Genomic DNA, 18721 nt, shown 5'->3' on the forward strand with positions numbered 1-18721 from the left:
AGGTAGTATAGCTTGTTTAATATTGATCCAACCATCGTCGAAATATTCGGCGTTACAGCAGGAGCACTCGTTTTAATCTCATTTTTGATGAAAGGCGAGCGTAATATTCGTTTAATCAACATCATAGGTAGTGTGATTTTCATTGTTTATGGTGTCATGATTGGTTCTCTATCGGTAACTTTACTCAATGTAGGGTTAACGTTGGTACACATTGTAAAATTAAGTCGCAAAGGCGAGACGGAGGTTTAGTATGTTATTGAATAAATTCATCGACCACACCAAATTAGGACCGAGTGTGGTGGAAGCTGACATCGTTAAACTATGTGAAGAAGCGAAAACGTATGACTTCATGAGTGTGTGTGTCAATCCAAATTATGTTAAGTTGGCTAAATCCCTTTTAAAGGATACCAACGTCCTAGTATGTACCGTGGTCGGTTTCCCTTCAGGTGCTCATACCACCGAAGCAAAAGCATTTGAAACCCAACAAGCTGTCTTAGATGGGGCCGATGAAATCGATATGGTCATTTCTGTCGGCAACTTGAAAGACCGCAAATATGATGCCGTATTAAAAGACATTCAAGGGGTGGTTAAAGCCGCTTCAGGTAAATTGGTTAAAGTGATTTTAGAAACTTGTCTTTTAACCGATGAAGAAAAAATCAAAGGCTGTGAATTGTCTGTTCAAGCCAAGGCAGACTTCGTGAAGACATCCACTGGCTTTTCAACCGGTGGGGCAACCGTGCATGACATCGCATTGATGCGTAAAACGGTTGGACCTAACTATGGTGTTAAAGCTTCTGGTGGCGTGAGAAGCTACGAAGATGCCATCCAAATGATCAACGCTGGTGCAACCCGTATTGGGGCATCATCAGGGATTAAAATTGTCACACATGAACAAGGAGAAAAATCAAATGATTCCAACACCTCATATTAGTCTTACCGATAAAAATTTAATTGCGAAAACCGTATTGATGCCGGGTGACCCACTCAGAGCGAAGATGATTGCTGAAACATTCTTAACCGATGTTGTCCAAATCAACGCTGTCAGAAACATGTATGGTTACACTGGAAAATATAAAGGCAAACCTGTGACTGTATTTGGTTCAGGTATGGGTATGCCATCGATTGGTATTTACTCGTTTGAACTGTATAACTTCTATGGTGTTGAAAACATCATTCGCGTGGGTTCCTGCGGCGCATACACGAAAGATTTAAATCTATACGACGTTATTTTAGTCAATGAAGCGTATAGTGAATCCTCATTTGCTAAAACGATGGGATTAACAGGCTCCAAAATATTGAAAGCCAATCGCGTTTTAAACAATCGTGCCATCAAAGCAGCTGAAAAGTTAAATATCCCTTTACACGTTGGTCGAATCCACTCTTCAGACGTGTTCTACAACCTCAAAGGCTCAGTACATGAAGCCCGTTTCAATGAACAAGGCTGCATCGCCGTTGAAATGGAATCCTTCGCATTGTTTGCGAATGCTAAAGCCCTCAACAAGAAAGCAACCTGCTTATTGACCGTTTCAGATTCCTTGGTTACTCACGAAGCGACGACTGCTGACGAAAGACAAAAATCCTTCACTCGTATGATGGAAATCGCATTAGAAGTGGCCATCAAATCATGATTTTAATTGATCAAACCAAAAAGTTTAAGACTGTATTAATCACATTAAAATTCAAAAGAGTCGCTAAAGTGGATGAGTTTGCTTTCAGAACTTTATTACCAAGTGTTTTAAGAACGAAAACAAACCTATATAAAAATCGTCAACAATTCAATGAGAAACTAGAAAGTCTTTATGGCGCAAGTTTAACATCGAACACCAATAAAACGGGTATTTTGAGCATCATTCATGTTCAACTTAAATTGGTTAACCCAACCTTAGCCTTAGATGCCTCTTTATTTGAAGAAGGTTTAAACTTCTTAAAAGAGTACATCTATGGTCATAACACATTCAATGAAAAAGACTTTGAACTGGAAAAGAGTTTATTGATTGAAGAAGTGGTTGCGAAAGAAAATGATAAGACACGCTTCGCATTGACCCGCTTATTCGAAGAAATGTGTGCGAACGAACTCTATGGTGCACGTGTGTCCGGAACAAAGGCACAATTAGAAGCATTGACTTTTAAGCAATTTAAAAAGATGTATAAAGACTTTATCCAAAAGGATGAACTACAAATCATTCTTTCTGGAGATGTCACCCCAGAAAATGTAGCCTTGACACAACGTGTTTTCCCAAATGCATCATTCTCAGCGATGGATTTCTTAGATTATGAAACCAAAGCTGTGAATACTGTGACAGAAATCGTTGAACACGATAAGATTAGCCAAACCAAGTTGAATATTGGGTATCGTTTACCAATCAGACAAGGGGATCCTAAACACGTCGCTGCTGTGTTATTTAATGCAGCATTGGGTGGCTATGTACATTCGAGATTGTTCTTAAATGTGAGAGAAAAACACTCTTTATGTTATTATGTTTCATCGGTTTATGACGCTTATAAAGGCATCATGTTCATCTATTCAGGTGTCGATGCGAAGCGTTTAGATTTAGCCAAAAAAGTCATTGATGAAGAAGTCAAACGTATGTGTACTGAACGCATCAGTGAAAAAGAATTGGCCTTATCAAAACAAGCCTTAATCAATGATTTGAAAGAATCTGAAGATTCACAAGGCGCAAGACAAAACCTCATGTATATACAAATGTTATTGGGTAAAACCCCAACCTTGGCTGAACGAATTGAAAAAATTGAACAAGTCACCCCAGATGATTTGTTAGAAGTGGGTAAATTGTTGTTGAAAGACACGGTTTATCTACTAGATGTGGAGCGATAATCATGGAAAAAGTCTATTATGCTCATCTCAATGAGACTGTTTATCAACATACATTAGCCAATGGATTACAAGTATACATGATTCCGAAGAATGACTTTCATAAAGTGTTCGCGACATTCACCACACATTATGGGTCATTTGATCAAAGTTTTATTTCACCAAAAACAGGTAAGAAAGTCAATCAACCGGAAGGGATTGCACACTTCTTAGAACATAAAATGTTTTCTATGCCTGATAAAACAGATGCCTTCGAAACACTATCCAAATTTGGTGTAAACGCCAATGCGTATACCAATTTCGATCGTACAAGCTATTTGTTTTCAGGTACTAAAAACATCGAATCTGCACTCACTTATCTATTGGATTTTGTTCAAACACCATATTTCACAGTAAAATCTGTCAAAAAAGAACAAGGCATTATCGCCGAAGAATTGCGTATGTATGCCGATTATCCAAACCAACGTTTGTTCTATGGTCTCTTACAAAATCTATACCAAAAACACCCGATTCATGTTGAAATTGGTGGTACAGTAGAATCGATTCATAAAATCACAGCGAAAAAGTTGTATGATGCCTATGAGACGTTCTATCACCCATCCAATATGGAAGTGGTTTTGGTCGGTAATTTTGACCCTGAAGCGATGGTTCAACTGATTGAAGATAACCAATCTAAAAAAGGTTATTCCAAACAAGACCCAATCCAACGATTCATGCCTAAAGAACCTAAAGCCATCAGAACCAGTCACGCGGAAATCGAAATGCCTGTGGTGATGCCTAAACTGGGCTTGGGTGTAAAATTGACACCATCTAGTGGCAAAGAAGCGCTAAAGAAAGACATCGCACTCGCCATCTTAATGGATATGTATTTTTCCAACTCAACCAAGAACTATCAACAACTCTTACAATCTAGATTGATCAATGAGTCGTTTGAATACACCAGCATTGAGGAAGAAAATGCATTTACCATGGCATTCTTTGGCGATACCGTGGACCCAACCTTGTTAAAATCTCGATTGACTCAAATGATTTTAGCACTCAAGCGTCAAAAACATGACCCAGTTGTATTTGAAAGACACAAAAAGAGCACCTTGGGTTCATTTGTGATGAGTCTCAATAGTTTAGAGTCCATTTCAATGGGATTCACCAACTATTTGGCCAATGGGGTATCGATGTTTGAAGTCCCTGAAATCATTGAATCCATCACATTGAAAGACATTCAAGCGATTGCAAAAGACATTCAGCCGAAACGTATTTCAAGTTTTGTGGTCATGCCAGCGAAAGCTCAAAAAGCCTCTGTTTGATAAAATAAAAGCCATCCGTAAAATAATTAGGAAATTCACAACGAATTTCCTTTTTTTATATCAAAAAGAGCGATTGTTAACTTTAATACGCTCAATACTGCAATTTTGTAAAGCAAAAAATATTCGTATAATAAAGGACAAGGAGGTTAACAATGCTCAATCAAGTCACTTTAATCGGCAGACTGACACACGATCCAGTCGTCAAAACAACCGAGGATGGCAAAAAAGTTTCGGATATTCAAATTGCAGTGCAGCGCGCTTTCAAAAATATGGAAGGCTTATACGAAACAGATTTCATCGGTTGTAGTTTATGGCAAGGTTCAGCTGAAATCATTGAAAACTATTGTAAGAAAGGGTCTATGGTTGCAATCCGCGGCAGGCTTCAAACCAAAAAACTCGAGTTGGCCAATAGTAAAGTTATTTCAGTGATCGAGCTTGTGGGTGAACGCGTCATTCACTTATCTAGTACGTTCAAATCAAGTCCATCATGTCCAGAAGAAGACGCCTGAAAAGGGTCTTTTTCCATTTTATATCGATTGTTAAAACAATGTTTTGTTGGTATAATTAAAAAAGGAGTTGATATTATGAACATAAATTTTGTTGAAGAAGTGACAAAACGCAAAGAAGCCATTTTGAAAGACCTCACTGAGCTCATTCAAATTAATTCTGAATTAACCACATTTGATCCTAACCGTAAACATGCCCCATTTGGTGAAGGCATCGATGAAGCATTGACATTCATGTTAAACTTAGGTAAACGTGATGGATTCAATACGCTAAATGCGGACCATTATGCTGGCCACATCGAATACGGCAATCAAGACGCTTATGTCGGTATGGTTGGACACCTGGACGTTGTGCCTGCAGGGTCTGGATGGTCATACCCACCTTATGGTGCAGTGATTGCTGATGGTAAGATGTATGGTCGTGGCACCGAAGATGACAAAGGCCCTACGTTAGCTGCTTATTACGCCATGAAAATATTGAAAGATCTTGGTTTACCGCTATCTAAACGCATCAAATTGATATTAGGTACCGATGAAGAAACCGCTTGGCGTTGTGTGAACTATTATTTCAAACACTATCCAGAACAACCCGTTGCTGGCTTTATTCCAGACTCTGAATTCCCATTAACCTATGGTGAGAAGGGTATTCTTAAAGTTGTGGTTAAAGGTAAAATTGAACCATCGACATTGGTTCGTTTTGATGCTGGTTTAAGAGATAACATGGTGCCAGACCATGCCTTGGCAGTCGTTTCCGATTTAAATCTAAAAGCATCATTTGAAGCATTCTTAAAATCAAAAGGTTTGGTTGGTAAAGCGACTGAATCGAAAGAAGGTTTAATCCTTGAAGTCGATGGCAAGAGTGCCCATGGTTCTACCCCAGATGAAGGTGTAAACGCCGCTTATCTCATGGTTCATTTCTTTAACAGTGTCAGCATCAATAACGCTTTTATTGACGCCATAAACACCTATTTATTGGATGACACCAAAGGGGTTAAAATTGGGGTTGACTACCTAGATAAAGAAATGGGTCCAGTCACCGTCAATGCAGGTGTATTTAAACTTGAACAAAACCAATTCGAAATTACATTAAACCCACGTTATCCCAATGGGGTTGACCCAGAACGTTTCATCAAACGTTTTGAAACTGCTTTTGAATCGCTTGGTTTAAAGGTTGAACTTGGTAAACACCAACGCTTACTCTATGTGGATCCTAAATCTGAAATGATTCAAATCCTCATGGATACCTATAAAAAATATTCTAACGATGTCGATGCAGTACCACTAACCACTGGTGGTGGCACATTCGCTCGAACCATGAAAAATTCAGTCGCATTCGGTCCGCATTTCCCTAATAAACCTAGTTACATCCACCAAAAAGACGAATACATCATTATGGATGATTTCTTTATGAGTATTGCGATCTATGCGGATGCGCTTTACCGTTTAGCGAAATAATGAAACAATATTTAGACCTTTGTCGTCATGTGATGACTCAGGGAACCGATAAAGCTGACCGAACCAATACTGGCACAAAAAGCGTATTTGGTTATCAAATGCGTTTCGATTTATTTGAAGGATTTCCATTATTAACCACTAAAAAAGTGTATTTAAGAGCCATCATTCATGAATTACTCTGGTTCATTGCTGGCGATACCAACATCAAATACTTAGTCGATCATGACGTTCGTATTTGGAATGAATGGCCCTATGAGGCTTTCAAAAAATCATCCGATTATCAACAAGAAACCATGGATGAATTCGTTCAAAAAATAAAAAATGATCCTGAGTTCGCCAAAAAACACGGCAATCTTGGCCCTGTTTATGGTGCACAATGGCGCAATTTTAATGGGGTAGACCAACTGATGGAAGTCATTCGTCAAATCAAGCATAACCCAGATTCGAGACGAATCATTTTATCGGCGTGGAATCCAGCAGAACTCCCGCATATGGCTCTACCACCGTGTCATACGTTTATGCAATTCTATGTAGCGAATGGTGAATTATCCTTACAATTGTATCAACGCAGTGGGGATATTTTTTTAGGCATCCCATTCAATATTGCCTCATACAGTCTATTTTTAATGATGGTAGCACAAGTGACTGGTTTGAAACCAAAAACATTCGTTCATACCATAGGTGATGCGCATATTTATGCCAATCACTTTGAACAGATTGAATTACAGTTAACAAGAACCCCTCGACCATTACCAAAGATGATCATCAATCCCAATATTAAAAACATCACAGACTTCAAATTTGAAGACTTTGAATTGGTGGATTACAACCCATATCCAGCCATCAAAGGGGCAGTTGCTGTATGATTAAATTGATATGGGCGATGGACCAAAACTGGCTCATTGGTAAAGGGAATCAATTGCCTTGGCATTATAAAAAAGATTTGGCTTATTTCAAAGAAAAAACCAAAGGTCAACCTGTATTGATGGGCGACATGACCTATGATTCTTTGAAATCCTATTATAAAGAAAAACCACTCCCATTTGGTCAACTATATATCGCATCGGTTACCGATCGTGAATTTCCAGATGCCATTAAAGTTACTAACATCGATGCTTTTTTATCTACCCACAAAGATGATTTGTTTGTGATTGGTGGTAAGACCATCTACCGATTGAGTTTGCCTTATGCGGACCAACTCTACATCACGTTTATTGATAAATCACATGAAGGTGATGTGTATTTTCCAACGTTCGATTTGACACAATATAAACTCATCCAAGAAGATAAAGTAGATGAGTTGCGTTTCTGTGTATATGAAAAGGTGAAACCATGATTTCAACATTATTTATTGTCATATGGTTCTTAAGTGCCGGGTTCTTTTTTGGGTTAACATCCTCAGAACTTTGGCTCATCCCAATTTGGTTGATTGTCGGTTACGGTATTGCTTGGTTATCGATGGTTACGCTCTTGGTTCTCATGATGCCTTATATGAAGTTTACCAAAGTCAATAATCGCTTCAAGCATTACTATATTCGTAGTATTGCGAAATTCATATCGATTTTCGCATTAAGACTTCAAATCACTGTAGAAGGTAAGCATTTATTACCTACCGATGGCAGTTTTGTGATGTATGCAAACCATAAATCTTATGCAGACCCATTCATTTTATACCAGTTGATTGACCGTCCAGCGGGCATGGCTGCGAAGAAAGGGATTTACAAACTCCCTGTCATCCGAAATTACATGCCATGGTTTGGGTGCATCCAAATCGATCGTGAAAATAATCGTGAAGCTGCAAAATCGATACTAAAGGGCATTGAACAGATCAAACAAGGCATGATCATGGCCATTTTCCCTGAAGGTGGCATTAAAGACCGCAACGATGAACAAATGGTTGCGATGCGTGCCGGTGCGTATAAATTAGCGACCAAAGCTGAAGCACCAATTGTTCCCATCACATTGATTGGTACCACCGATGTGAAATATAGAGCGCCTTGGCGCATGACCAAGATCAAAGTGATCATTCATGAACCGATTCATAAGGAAACCTATGAACAGATGAGTACCACCGATTTAGCTGACCATGTCATGAAATTGGTGAACAATACGATTAAAGAAAAAACACCCCTTAAACAAGGACAAAAGACCACAGGTGCTCGAAACTAGCACCTGTTTTTTCTTACATGAATATTACATCTAAAGTGAAAAGTAAGAAAACATATAAATGTATCGCACATGTTTGGTAAAATACAAGTAAGTAGGTGAGGTTTATGCATGACACTAACGCTTTAATCCAACTCATCAAAAAAGTCATCGAGAACAAAGTAGATCCCCAACAATTTACCAAATTATTGAAGGATTTTTTGAATTGTGAAACACTCTTTTTCTATGGTATACGTTATGGAAAACCATTTTTGTATCCAGATGATTCAGTTCATAAGACTGCCATCGATCTGGCCATAAAATCTGGGTTAACACAGGTGAATGGGCTATCGATCATACCGATTGCAGATCAAAGTTATATGCTAACCGATACACCTTTAGCATTCACTGAAATCGAATGCATATTGATTGAAACCGCTTGGAAAGCCATCAGTTATCGTCAATATATCCAGTTTTTATCGCTGGTTTTGGATCATTCACCAGACTTGATTGCGTATAAAGATCGCAATCAAATCTATCGTTATGCGAATAAAAAAGCCAATGATAGATGGCCTCATTTGGATACGCTGATTCACAAACATGTCAGTGAAGTCTACCCTCCATATGAAGTCGATCGAATCACTGATATGGATAATTATGTCTATGAGAAAAAAGCACCTCACACGTCCATCATTGAAATTTTATCTGAAAATGGGTATCTTACGGTTGAAAGTACGCGGGTACCGGTTTATGATGAGGGACAAATCGAAGGTATTTTAACCATCAATAAAAATATCACGGACATTAAACGGATTGAAAAGGAACTCAAACGCAGTTATGATTTCCAAGATATTTTGATTCAAATTGCGTCGGTATTCATCAATGTGCCTGTCGAACAATCGAATGAAGCGATATCCAAAGGCCTTGGGATGGTCGGAAAACACATCCAAGCAGACCGGGTTTATGTATTTGATTATGATTTCGAAAAAGGCATTACCAATAACACCCATGAGTATTGTAATGATGATATTGAACCGATGATTGACTTCTTACAAAACCAACCCATCGAGATGATTGATGCCTTTTGGATGGAAAAACACAAATTGCATGATAGTGTCTATATTCCTGATATCGAAGCGATGAACCATGATTCTGAACTCTATAAAGTATTGTCGATGCAGGACATCAAATCCCTGTTAACCATTCCGCTTTATGATGAGAATCACCTGTATGGTTTTGTTGGATTTGATGCTGTAAAAGATTATGCCAAATGGACCGATGATGAACAAAAACTATTAAAGGTACTGGCTGAACTCATCGTCAACCTTAAAGTCAAACAAGCTCAACAACAACTCCTCATCCAAGAAAAACAAAACGCTTTGAAAGCCTCAGAAGCGAAGGGCGAATTTTTGGCAAACATGAGTCATGAAATTCGTACCCCACTCTCTGGTATTTCAAACGCATTATACCTATTAAAGAACACTGAACTGACCCCTGAACAAACCGATTATCTTGACATCGCGAAGTCTTCGATTGAAAGTTTATCTCGAATCGTCAATAACATTTTGGACTTGTCGAAGATTGAAGCAGGCAAACTCGAACTCGAAATGAGTTCATTTGACTTAGAAAATGAACTTTATCAAATCATTAAGATGCAAGAATATGTGGCCATTGAAAAGGGCTTAACTATCGAATTTGATTATGATTATAGTATTGTTGATGAAATCATCACCGATCGAACTCGTTTTAGACAAATTGTATTAAACCTCATTTCGAATGCCATCAAATATACCGACCAAGGTAAGGTTACGGTGCGAATTCGAAAAGTATCAGATACAACGCAATCGATGTCTATTCAATTTGATGTCATTGACTCAGGCATCGGTATCCCTAGAAAATTGCTATCCAAAGTTACTGATCCATTTTTTCAGATTGATTCATCCATTACTAAAAAATACCCAGGCACTGGACTTGGGCTACCCATCGTGAAACGGCTCTTAGGCTTATTTAATAGCCAGCTCATGATTGAATCCGAATTGGGACACGGGTCGAAATTCAGCTTCACAATGACCTTTTCGATTGGTGTGAATAACCCCTATAAACGATTGACAGGTCTTAAAGATAAACGCTTATTGATCATCGAAGCCAAAGCCGAACACGCTTTATTGGCTCAAAAGTTCTTTCAAACATTGTCTGACGTGGTCGATATCCAATCGAATTCTATTGAAACAGCAGAGCGATATGATTTTTTGATGATACAGCGCAACATGGATGATATCGATCGTCAGCACGTGGATTACTACCGTAGTATTTATGGGACACCTGATTCTAAAGTCGTCTTGTGTAGCCGTGAAGCGGTCACACACGCACCGAAAGAACTCCAAGAAAAATCGCTGGACTACGTGTTATCCATGCCAACCACACGTGAACGTGTGCATCAGTTACTCACCAACTCAGAAAAACAAAAATCTGTGTCCAATCCACATCAAACAGCGTTTTTCAAGCATAAGAAAGTTTTGGTCGTGGATGACAATAAAGTCAACCGTCAAGCGATGCAAATCATTTTATCCAAATCGGGTTTAGAAGTCATTCTGGCATCATCAGGTCTAGAAGCCATTGAACGCGTTCAATTGACACGCATCGATATCATATTAATGGACATTCAAATGCCAGAAATGGATGGCTATGAAACCGCGAAAAAAATCCGGGCTTTAGGCTCCAAATACCAAAAAATGCCCATCATTGCTGTAACGGCCAACGCAACAGAATCCGCCAACGAGAAAGCATTATTATCGGGGATGAATCGTTCAATCACCAAACCATTCAAACCAGAAAACTTACTAGAGATGATTAAAACAGTGATGGATGAAACACTTCAAAAAGCAACTGAGGAACCTTTATTACAAAATTTAAATAGAGAAGCCTTATTTAAAGCCTATGATAGCGATGCATCTCTCATCTACGAAATCTTGAAAACATTCACTGAAGACTATCATGAACAAGTTAAGAAACTAGAAGATGCACTAGAAATGAAAGATTATGATGCCATTGAAAAGTCAGCCCATTACTTAAAAGGATCGACCAATTATATTTTTGCAGAAAAATCTGCCCTTAGTTGTCAAGAAGTCATGAGATTGGTTCGTCAAGGTTCTTATGATATGGTAGAAGCGGCAGTCAAAACGCTAATAATCGAATTGAAACAAGTGTATGATGAAATGATTGAACACGATTATTATCGCAATTAGCCCTCATTTATTACAAATATGTTACATTTAGGTAGCTTTTATGACACATTTCTGTAATTGTGATATGATTAAAAGTAAGAATTAGGAGGGATTGTATGAACGGTCAAATTTTATTGGTTGAAGACAACAAAACGGTTCATAAGATTTTATTAGAAGCATTGAAGAAAGAAAATTTTCAAGTGTTATCTGCTTTTGATGGGGCTCAAGCAATGTTCCATTTTGAAAAATCCAATATCGATTTGGTTGTATTGGATTTGATTTTACCTGACATTGAAGGCAAGGATATCATTGAAGCGATTCGTAAGACCGCCAACACCCCTATTTTAGTCATATCAGCCAAGAACGCCGATACCGATAAAGCAGAAATGCTCACGATTGGTGCCGATGATTATTTAGCAAAACCATTTTCAATGATTGAGTTTGTGGCGAGAATCCATGCAGCCATACGTCGCTATCGCATGACCCACCACGATCATAAACAAGTGAAAACCATTGGTGATTTGGAATTCCACTTATATAACTATATGTTTTATAACCATGGTTTAGAAATCCCACTCACCAAGAAAGAAGCTCGAATCCTGGAATTATTCTTCAATAATCCAAATAAAATTATCACCAAGAAAATGCTGTATGAAGCGGTTTGGAATGAACCATATTATGACGATGAAAATGTCATTAATGTTCATATGAAACGCATTCGAAACAAAATCGAAAAGGATTCAACCAACCCTGAAATCATTACCACAGTATGGGGTATTGGTTATCAATTTAAGGCATAAATTCACACCATAACCATTCATCTTTGAATGGTTTTTTTTATCATCTTTAGTGAAAAATTTTCATGGTATTAGGCTTTAAATTTACTTGGATAAAGCGTATAATCATAGTGACTATGGTCAGAGGATACATTTATTATGAAAAAAATCATTAAACACTTAAGCTGGTTTATCCAAGCTGAATGGAAACAATATACCATCATGTTCATCTTATTGGTGGGCATCTCAATCATCGCTCTAGCACCTGCAAAAGTGCTTGGTGAAGCGATTGACGTCATTGTCTCATCGAGATTAACAAAAGATCGTTTGTATTTTCTAGCGGGCTTATTATTACTCATTCCAGTGACCAGATATGGCATGTCTTTCGTCTATAACTATATGGTGACTAAGGAAGCTCAAAAATTAGCGTACCAACTCCGTCAGAAATACTTGAAACACTTGTTCAATATGGACTCTAAATTCTACGAAATGTATGAAAAAGGGGATTTGATTTCAAGAGTTACCAGTGATTTAGACGCCATCACACAAGCGGCCACTTCTTTATTGGAAGGCATTATTTTTAACGTGGGGTTAATCCTATTCGCAATCCTCGTGATGGGAACAACCATCAGTTGGAAATTGACCCTCATATCCATCACCATTATGCCGATTGGTATCACGATTTTAAACATTGTCAGAAGCAAAAAACGTAAATACATTAAAATCCACCGTGAAATCTATGCAGATATGACTGAAAAAGTACTCGAAAGCGTGGAAGGACAAAAAACCATCCGTGCCTATGTTCAAGAAGAGAATGACTTAAAACGTCAAAATGAAGCCATTCATAAAGATATTGAGTCTTGGCGATATATTGTAAAATACGAAAACTGGTTTACACCCATGTTTGAAGTTATCTATGGTATCGCCTACATTTTAGCGTTCAGTTTTGGGACATTTTACATCATCCAACAAGAAATAACCTTAGGCGGATTGATTACATTTGTCGCCTATATAGGTCAATTGTATGGTCCAATTACATCGATATCGGGCATTTTTACCCAAATTAACAATGCCCACATTTCGATTGATCGCTTTGAAGAAATCATGAAACAAAGTCCTGAAGTGCACGATGAAAGTGACTCCTTAAACATCATTGAATTCAATGAAATTCAATTCAAAAACGTGACGTTCAAATACCCATTTGATAAACATCCAGTCATTAAAAATATCGATATCAATATTAAAAAGGGCCAAACCATTGGTATTGTTGGACCAACTGGTGCTGGGAAGTCGACACTAATCCGCCAATTATTACGTGAATTTAATGTATCTGGCGGTTCGATTTTGATTGATGGTAAATCGATTGAGGCTTATAAAATCGAAGATATTCGTAATCTGGTCGGTTATGTACCTCAATCTCATATCTTATTTAGACGCAGCGTCGATGAAAACATTCTGATTGGTAAGCCAAACGCAACCTCCCAAATGTTGGATAAAGCCGTCAAACTGGCCGATTTCGAAAAAGACTTGATGTTTCTGCATGATGGTTTGCATACGATGGTTGGGGAGTCTGGTGTGAGCTTGTCGGGTGGTCAAAAACAACGCTTGTCGATTGCGAGAGCATTGATCAAAGACCCCGAGATTTTGATCTTGGATGATTCACTCTCCGCAGTGGATGCGAAAACAGAAGATAATATCATCAATCACTTGAAAGAGTTCCGCAAAGGTAAAACCAATATCATTGTCGCCCACCGGTTTTCAGCGATTCACGACGCCGATGTTATTTTGGTGTTAGAATCCGGACAAATCACACAACGTGGTACACACCATGAATTGATTCGACAAGAGGGTTGGTATAAAACCCAATTCATCGAACAAATGACCATGAGGTAACCACAAATGAAAACCATGAGAAAAGTTTGGCGTTATATCGCCAAGTATAAAAAATATTTAACCATCAGCATTTCAGCGATGATTGTGGTTCAGGTGTTGGGGCTATTCGCACCCCTCATCGTAAAATCGATTTTGGATGATTATTTAACTGGCATTGAACGACCTTGGTATGAAACTTTAGATACCAGTGGAGTTGCCTATCATGGGAAATACTATGCCCAAGAGACCCCCAATGAGGATGTCATTTCCATCATCATTTATCAGGGTAAATATTACGCTGTGATGGATGTGGTTGAAATGGGTACGAAGACCGTCACTGGATCACAGTTAACCGTTCAAAACAACCAAGGTGATGTCTTTATTTATGATATTACCTTGTTATCGAAAACCGAGGTTATCGGATTTTATCAGCCATTCATAAATCCGATCATTCTATTGTTAATCTTATTGATTGCACGATTCTTTTTACAAATTCTATTTACTTACATTCAGCGAATATCGACGATGATGATCAACGTCAATATCGTTAGAGATGCCCGTCTTGACGCCATCAAGTCGCTTCAAAAGATGCCGATGAATTATTTTGAAAAAGAACCAGCAGGGAAAATCGCCAACCGCATCATCAACGATGTGGGTGGGATGATGAACTTGTTTTCGACCATCATGAACCTATTGGTCAACGCCACCATGGCGATTGTGTTTGCGTACATCGGGATGTTCTATTTGGATGCGCGTTTGGCCTTATTCACCTTTGTTATTTTCCCATTTGTATACATTTGGTTGAGATACTTCATTAAGAAACTCAATACCATCGCGGTTAAAGTCAATGAACAAAATTCGATGATTACAGCCAATCTAAATGAGATTATCAATGGTATTTCCGTATTACAAATATTCAACTTTGAAGAACAAACGTCGGAAAAATTCAATCAACTCTCTGAAGATTTCCTAAAAGAAAAACTGAAGGAAACCAAACTTCACTTGTCGATTGGTTGGAACATGATTCGATTGATAGGTCAACTTGTGACCGCATTTGTCATTTTGTATTTTGGTGTATCGTATTTCAATGTGGCAGGATTTGTTGTGACCGCAGGGGTCATTTATGCATATAATGACTATTTATCGCGGTTGATTGAACCTGTCGGTACGCTATTTAGAGAAATTGGGAACTTACAACACGCCATTGTTCGAACCGAACGCTTATTTGTCATCATCGATGGTGAACAAGAGGATGGGGATTTTCATCCGATTGATCGTTATCAAGGTAAAATTGTCTTTGATAATGTTTGGTTTTCCTACGAAAAGAATAATCCCGTCCTAAAGGGGATAGATTTAAACATTGAACCAGGTCAAATGGTTGGTTTGGTTGGACACACAGGCTCGGGCAAAACCTCACTGATGAGTTTATTGTTAAGATTCTATGACATCAAACCAGATGATATGGGTAGCATTTACATCGATGGTGAAGACATCAGAACTTATACCAAACGTACCTATCGACAACATATTGGAATCATTTTACAAGATCCAGTCTTATTCAAAGGGACCATTGCTGACAATATACGCTTTGGTGAAGATATTGCTGATGAAGCCATTGAACGTATTTTAAGAGAAATCGGTGGCGACAAGTTATTAGACAAACTGGAAGACGGTATCCATTCTAAAGTATCCAGACAGGGTAGCAACTTTTCGGTTGGCGAAAAACAAATCATTTCGTTTGCGAGAGCGGTTGTTCACAACCCTTCGATCCTTGTGATGGATGAAGCGACTGCGAATATCGACACGGAAACCGAAGTGATGATCCAACAAGCGTTAAATAAAGTTAAAGTGGGGAGAACCACCATTGTCATAGCACACCGATTGTCTACGATTAAAAATGCGGATAAGATTGTTGTCCTTGAAAAGGGTATTAAAGTAGAAGAGGGCACGCATACCGCTTTACTCGAAAAAAATGGGGTTTACGCCAATATTTATCGTTCTCAAATCAAATGATGTAAACGTTACATAGATAACCGTCTATTTATAGGCGGTTTTTTATATTGACATTTTCCTTTATAAGGAATATAGTAAAAATTTGGAGGGATACGTTATGTCTAATAAAATTATTATCATTGGTGGTGTCGCCGGCGGCGCTACCACAGCAGCTAGATTGCGTAGACTCGATGAATTTGCCGATATCGTCCTTTTAGAACGTGGCGAGTACATCAGTTTCGCAAACTGTGGTTTACCTTATCATGTTGGGGGTGTCATTGAATCAAGAGATGCCTTGGTCGTTCAAACCGTTACTGACATGAAAAATAAATTCAATATCGATGTGAGAAACTTCAGTGAAGCCATCAAGATCGATACGAATTCAAAAGTTGTACAAATCAAAGATCTTAAAACCGGTAAAGTCTATACAGAAACTTACGATAAAGTGGTTTTATCAACCGGTTCTGTACCAGTTAAACCGAGAATTCCAGGGATTGAAGAAGCCAAAACATTGTTCACGCTTCGTAACATTCCAGATATGGATCAAATCATCGCTTACATAAATAGCGAAAAACCAAAACACGCAACCGTCATTGGTGGTGGGTTCATTGGTATTGAAATGATGGAAAACCTGCATCATTTAGGATTAAAAGTATCCTTGGTTGAAATGGCACCACAAGTGATGGGCATGTTCGATTATGAAATGGCTCAAATCATCCACCAAAACATTGCGAATCAAGGGGTTGAACTCATTTTAAATGATGGTGTGAAATCTTTTGATCAACAAGGTAAGCAAATCACTTTATCCTCAGGTAAAGTCATCAATACCGATTTAATCATTTTCGCGATTGGTGTTCGTCCAGACAATGCGCTCGCAAAAGAGGCTGGATTGGCATTATCTGACCGCGGGTCTGTCAAAGTCAATGAGTATATGTTGACATCTAATCCAGATATTTACGCGATTGGTGACGTTGTTGAAGTACCTAACCGTGTTTCAAATCAAATGATGATGGCCGCACTTGCTGGTCCTGCAAACCGTCAAGGTCGTATTGTTGCGAATCACATTTGTGGCATTCAAGAAGCTTATCAAGGCACATTAGCAACCTCAGCTGCTAAAATCTTTGACCAAACCGTTTCATCCACAGGTCTCAATGAAAAACAAGTGAAGAACCTCGGTTGGAACTTTAAAGTATTACACATTCACCCAAGCAATCATGCGTCTTATTACCCAGGTTCGGAACCGATTTCGTTAAAAGTCATTTTTAACCCAGAGACCGAAGAAATTTACGGGGCTCAAGCGATAGGTGGCGATGGTGTAGACAAACGTATCGACGTTTTAGCAACCGCCATTTTCGCGAAAGTAAAAATTACTGACCTCAAAAACATCGATTTGGCTTATGCACCACCGTATTCATCCGCTAAAGACCCAGTCAACATGGTTGGTTATGTCGCAGAAAATATGATTAAGGGCTTGACCAAAGTCGTTACATGGCATGAAATTCAAGAATTGGCTGCTAAAGGGGCTTATATTTTGGATATTCGTGAAAATGCTGAAGTTCTCATCAATTATTTATCCGGTTCGGTCCATGTGCCACTCTCTGAGTTACGTTCCCGTTTAGGTGAATTACCGAAAACAGAAACCATTTATGTTTACTGTCAAGTCGGTACCCGTGGTTATACAGCACAACGCATCTTATCACAACACGGATTTAACGCCATTAACTTAGATGGTGGATTCAAATCATTCTCATGTGTATTTGATGCCAATGGTAGTGAAGTTTGTTTCTTCCCGGTCAATGAATTGGGCGACCCAGTATCAAAACCAGTGGTTGAAGAAACCCCAGTATCCAATAAGAGTGTGGTTGTCGTGGATGCTTGTGGCCTACAATGTCCTGGCCCAATCATGAAAGTATATCAAACCATGGAAGGGATGCAACCAGGGGAAATGCTTGAAGTCAAAGCGTCTGACCCAGGTTTCATGAAAGACATTCAAACATGGGCGACCAAGACCGGTAACACCTTGGTTAATATTGCGAAAGAAAATAAAACCATCACTGCCAAACTTCAAAAAGGCAAACCGGTGAAAGCAGAAAAAGAAGATCCGAAAAATGGATCAACCATCGTGGTATTCTCTGAAGATTTAGATAAAGCTATCGCCGCATTCATCATTGCGACTGGGGCTAAATCGATGGGTAAAGATGTCTCCTTATTCTTCACCTTCTGGGGATTAAATATCTTACGTAAGCCAAAACATGTACGTGTTAAGAAATCATTCATTGAAAAGATGTTTGGCTTTATGATGCCAAAAGGCACTGAAAAATTACCAATTTCCAAGATGAATATGCTTGGCATGGGTCCAAAAATGATTCGTTATATCATGAAGAAGAAAAACGTGGATTCGTTACAAACCTTGATGAACAATGCGATGTCCATGGGTGTTAAGATTACTGCTTGCGCCATGTCGATGGATATCATGGGTATTAAAAAAGAAGAACTCATTGATGGCATCGAAATTGCAGGTGTCGCAACCTATTTAGGCGATACCCAATCATCCAATCATAACTTATTCATATAAGAATAAAAAACGTCATTCCGCGGAATGACGTTTTCATTT

Annotated in this window: 15 protein-coding genes; all 15 read left to right on the forward strand. The window is 38.6% G+C overall.

Annotation, left to right across the window (positions count from 1 at the left end; all coding sequences use genetic code 11):
* The first annotated feature begins 12 nt into the window (after positions 1–12).
* Positions 13–249, forward strand: a complete 237-nt coding sequence (locus N7548_RS04770; protein ID WP_263608312.1) for a YgjV family protein — start codon at positions 13–15, stop codon at positions 247–249.
* A gap of 1 nt (position 250) precedes the next feature.
* Positions 251–931: a deoxyribose-phosphate aldolase gene (deoC, locus tag N7548_RS04775; RefSeq protein WP_263608313.1), complete on the forward strand. Its 681-nt coding sequence runs from the start codon at positions 251–253 to the stop codon at positions 929–931.
* Positions 912–1628: a purine-nucleoside phosphorylase gene (gene deoD / locus N7548_RS04780; protein ID WP_373425177.1), complete on the forward strand. Its 717-nt coding sequence runs from the start codon at positions 912–914 to the stop codon at positions 1626–1628. The genes deoC and deoD overlap by 20 nt, the downstream gene beginning before the upstream one ends.
* Entirely contained in the window at positions 1625–2836 is a 1212-nt protein-coding gene (gene yfmF, locus N7548_RS04785) for an EF-P 5-aminopentanol modification-associated protein YfmF (RefSeq protein ID WP_263608316.1), read from the forward strand. Before deoD ends, yfmF begins: the two co-directional genes overlap by 4 nt.
* A 2-nt stretch (positions 2837–2838) precedes the next feature.
* A complete protein-coding gene (gene yfmH / locus N7548_RS04790) occupies positions 2839–4137 on the forward strand; it encodes an EF-P 5-aminopentanol modification-associated protein YfmH (RefSeq protein WP_263608317.1) in 1299 nt (432 codons plus the stop codon).
* Positions 4138–4289: 152 nt separating this feature from the next.
* Positions 4290–4646: a single-stranded DNA-binding protein gene (locus N7548_RS04795; RefSeq protein WP_263608318.1), complete on the forward strand. Its 357-nt coding sequence runs from the start codon at positions 4290–4292 to the stop codon at positions 4644–4646.
* Between the two features lie 75 nt (positions 4647–4721).
* Positions 4722–6098 carry a dipeptidase PepV gene (gene pepV, locus N7548_RS04800; protein WP_263608319.1) on the forward strand — a complete coding sequence of 459 codons (1377 nt, stop codon included), beginning with the start codon at positions 4722–4724 and terminating at the stop codon, positions 6096–6098.
* On the forward strand, positions 6098–6964 hold the full coding sequence (locus N7548_RS04805) for a thymidylate synthase (RefSeq protein ID WP_263608320.1): 867 nt from the start codon (positions 6098–6100) through the stop codon (positions 6962–6964). Before pepV ends, N7548_RS04805 begins: the two co-directional genes overlap by 1 nt.
* Positions 6961–7434, forward strand: coding sequence for a dihydrofolate reductase (locus N7548_RS04810; protein ID WP_263608321.1), 474 nt, complete (start codon positions 6961–6963; stop codon positions 7432–7434). The genes N7548_RS04805 and N7548_RS04810 overlap by 4 nt, the downstream gene beginning before the upstream one ends.
* Complete coding sequence (locus N7548_RS04815; RefSeq protein ID WP_263608322.1) at positions 7431–8267, forward strand: 1-acyl-sn-glycerol-3-phosphate acyltransferase; 837 nt, start codon at positions 7431–7433, stop codon at positions 8265–8267. The genes N7548_RS04810 and N7548_RS04815 overlap by 4 nt, the downstream gene beginning before the upstream one ends.
* Positions 8268–8371: 104 nt before the next feature.
* Positions 8372–11488 (forward strand): response regulator, encoded by a 3117-nt coding sequence (locus N7548_RS04820; RefSeq protein WP_263608324.1) that lies wholly within the window; start codon positions 8372–8374, stop codon positions 11486–11488.
* 95 nt (positions 11489–11583) lie between these two features.
* The gene (locus N7548_RS04825; protein ID WP_263608326.1) at positions 11584–12267 is read left to right on the forward strand and encodes a response regulator transcription factor; all 684 of its coding nucleotides are present in this window, start codon (positions 11584–11586) and stop codon (positions 12265–12267) included.
* Positions 12268–12402: 135 nt separating this feature from the next.
* Complete coding sequence (locus N7548_RS04830; RefSeq protein ID WP_263608328.1) at positions 12403–14136, forward strand: ABC transporter ATP-binding protein; 1734 nt, start codon at positions 12403–12405, stop codon at positions 14134–14136.
* A gap of 6 nt (positions 14137–14142) precedes the next feature.
* Positions 14143–16128 (forward strand): ABC transporter ATP-binding protein, encoded by a 1986-nt coding sequence (locus tag N7548_RS04835; RefSeq protein ID WP_263608330.1) that lies wholly within the window; start codon positions 14143–14145, stop codon positions 16126–16128.
* Between the two features lie 97 nt (positions 16129–16225).
* Entirely contained in the window at positions 16226–18682 is a 2457-nt protein-coding gene (locus tag N7548_RS04840; protein WP_263608332.1) for a CoA-disulfide reductase, read from the forward strand.
* Positions 18683–18721: the final 39 nt, after the last annotated feature.

The organism is Paracholeplasma manati (assembly GCF_025742995.1).
Lineage (GTDB): Bacteria > Bacillota_I > Bacilli_A > Acholeplasmatales > UBA5453 > Paracholeplasma > Paracholeplasma manati.

Excerpts from the sequence above, each read along its gene's own strand:
- deoC (WP_263608313.1), top strand. The coding sequence starts at position 251 with ATGTTATTGAATAAATTCATCGACCACACCAAATTAGGACCGAGTGTG.
- yfmF (WP_263608316.1), top strand. The coding sequence starts at position 1,625 with ATGATTTTAATTGATCAAACCAAAAAGTTTAAGACTGTATTAATCACA.
- yfmH (WP_263608317.1), top strand. The coding sequence starts at position 2,839 with ATGGAAAAAGTCTATTATGCTCATCTCAATGAGACTGTTTATCAACAT.
- N7548_RS04795 (WP_263608318.1), top strand. The coding sequence starts at position 4,290 with ATGCTCAATCAAGTCACTTTAATCGGCAGACTGACACACGATCCAGTC.
- pepV (WP_263608319.1), top strand. The coding sequence starts at position 4,722 with ATGAACATAAATTTTGTTGAAGAAGTGACAAAACGCAAAGAAGCCATT.
- N7548_RS04805 (WP_263608320.1), top strand. The coding sequence starts at position 6,098 with ATGAAACAATATTTAGACCTTTGTCGTCATGTGATGACTCAGGGAACC.
- N7548_RS04810 (WP_263608321.1), top strand. The coding sequence starts at position 6,961 with ATGATTAAATTGATATGGGCGATGGACCAAAACTGGCTCATTGGTAAA.
- N7548_RS04815 (WP_263608322.1), top strand. The coding sequence starts at position 7,431 with ATGATTTCAACATTATTTATTGTCATATGGTTCTTAAGTGCCGGGTTC.
- N7548_RS04820 (WP_263608324.1), top strand. The coding sequence starts at position 8,372 with ATGCATGACACTAACGCTTTAATCCAACTCATCAAAAAAGTCATCGAG.
- N7548_RS04825 (WP_263608326.1), top strand. The coding sequence starts at position 11,584 with ATGAACGGTCAAATTTTATTGGTTGAAGACAACAAAACGGTTCATAAG.
- N7548_RS04830 (WP_263608328.1), top strand. The coding sequence starts at position 12,403 with ATGAAAAAAATCATTAAACACTTAAGCTGGTTTATCCAAGCTGAATGG.
- N7548_RS04835 (WP_263608330.1), top strand. The coding sequence starts at position 14,143 with ATGAAAACCATGAGAAAAGTTTGGCGTTATATCGCCAAGTATAAAAAA.
- N7548_RS04840 (WP_263608332.1), top strand. The coding sequence starts at position 16,226 with ATGTCTAATAAAATTATTATCATTGGTGGTGTCGCCGGCGGCGCTACC.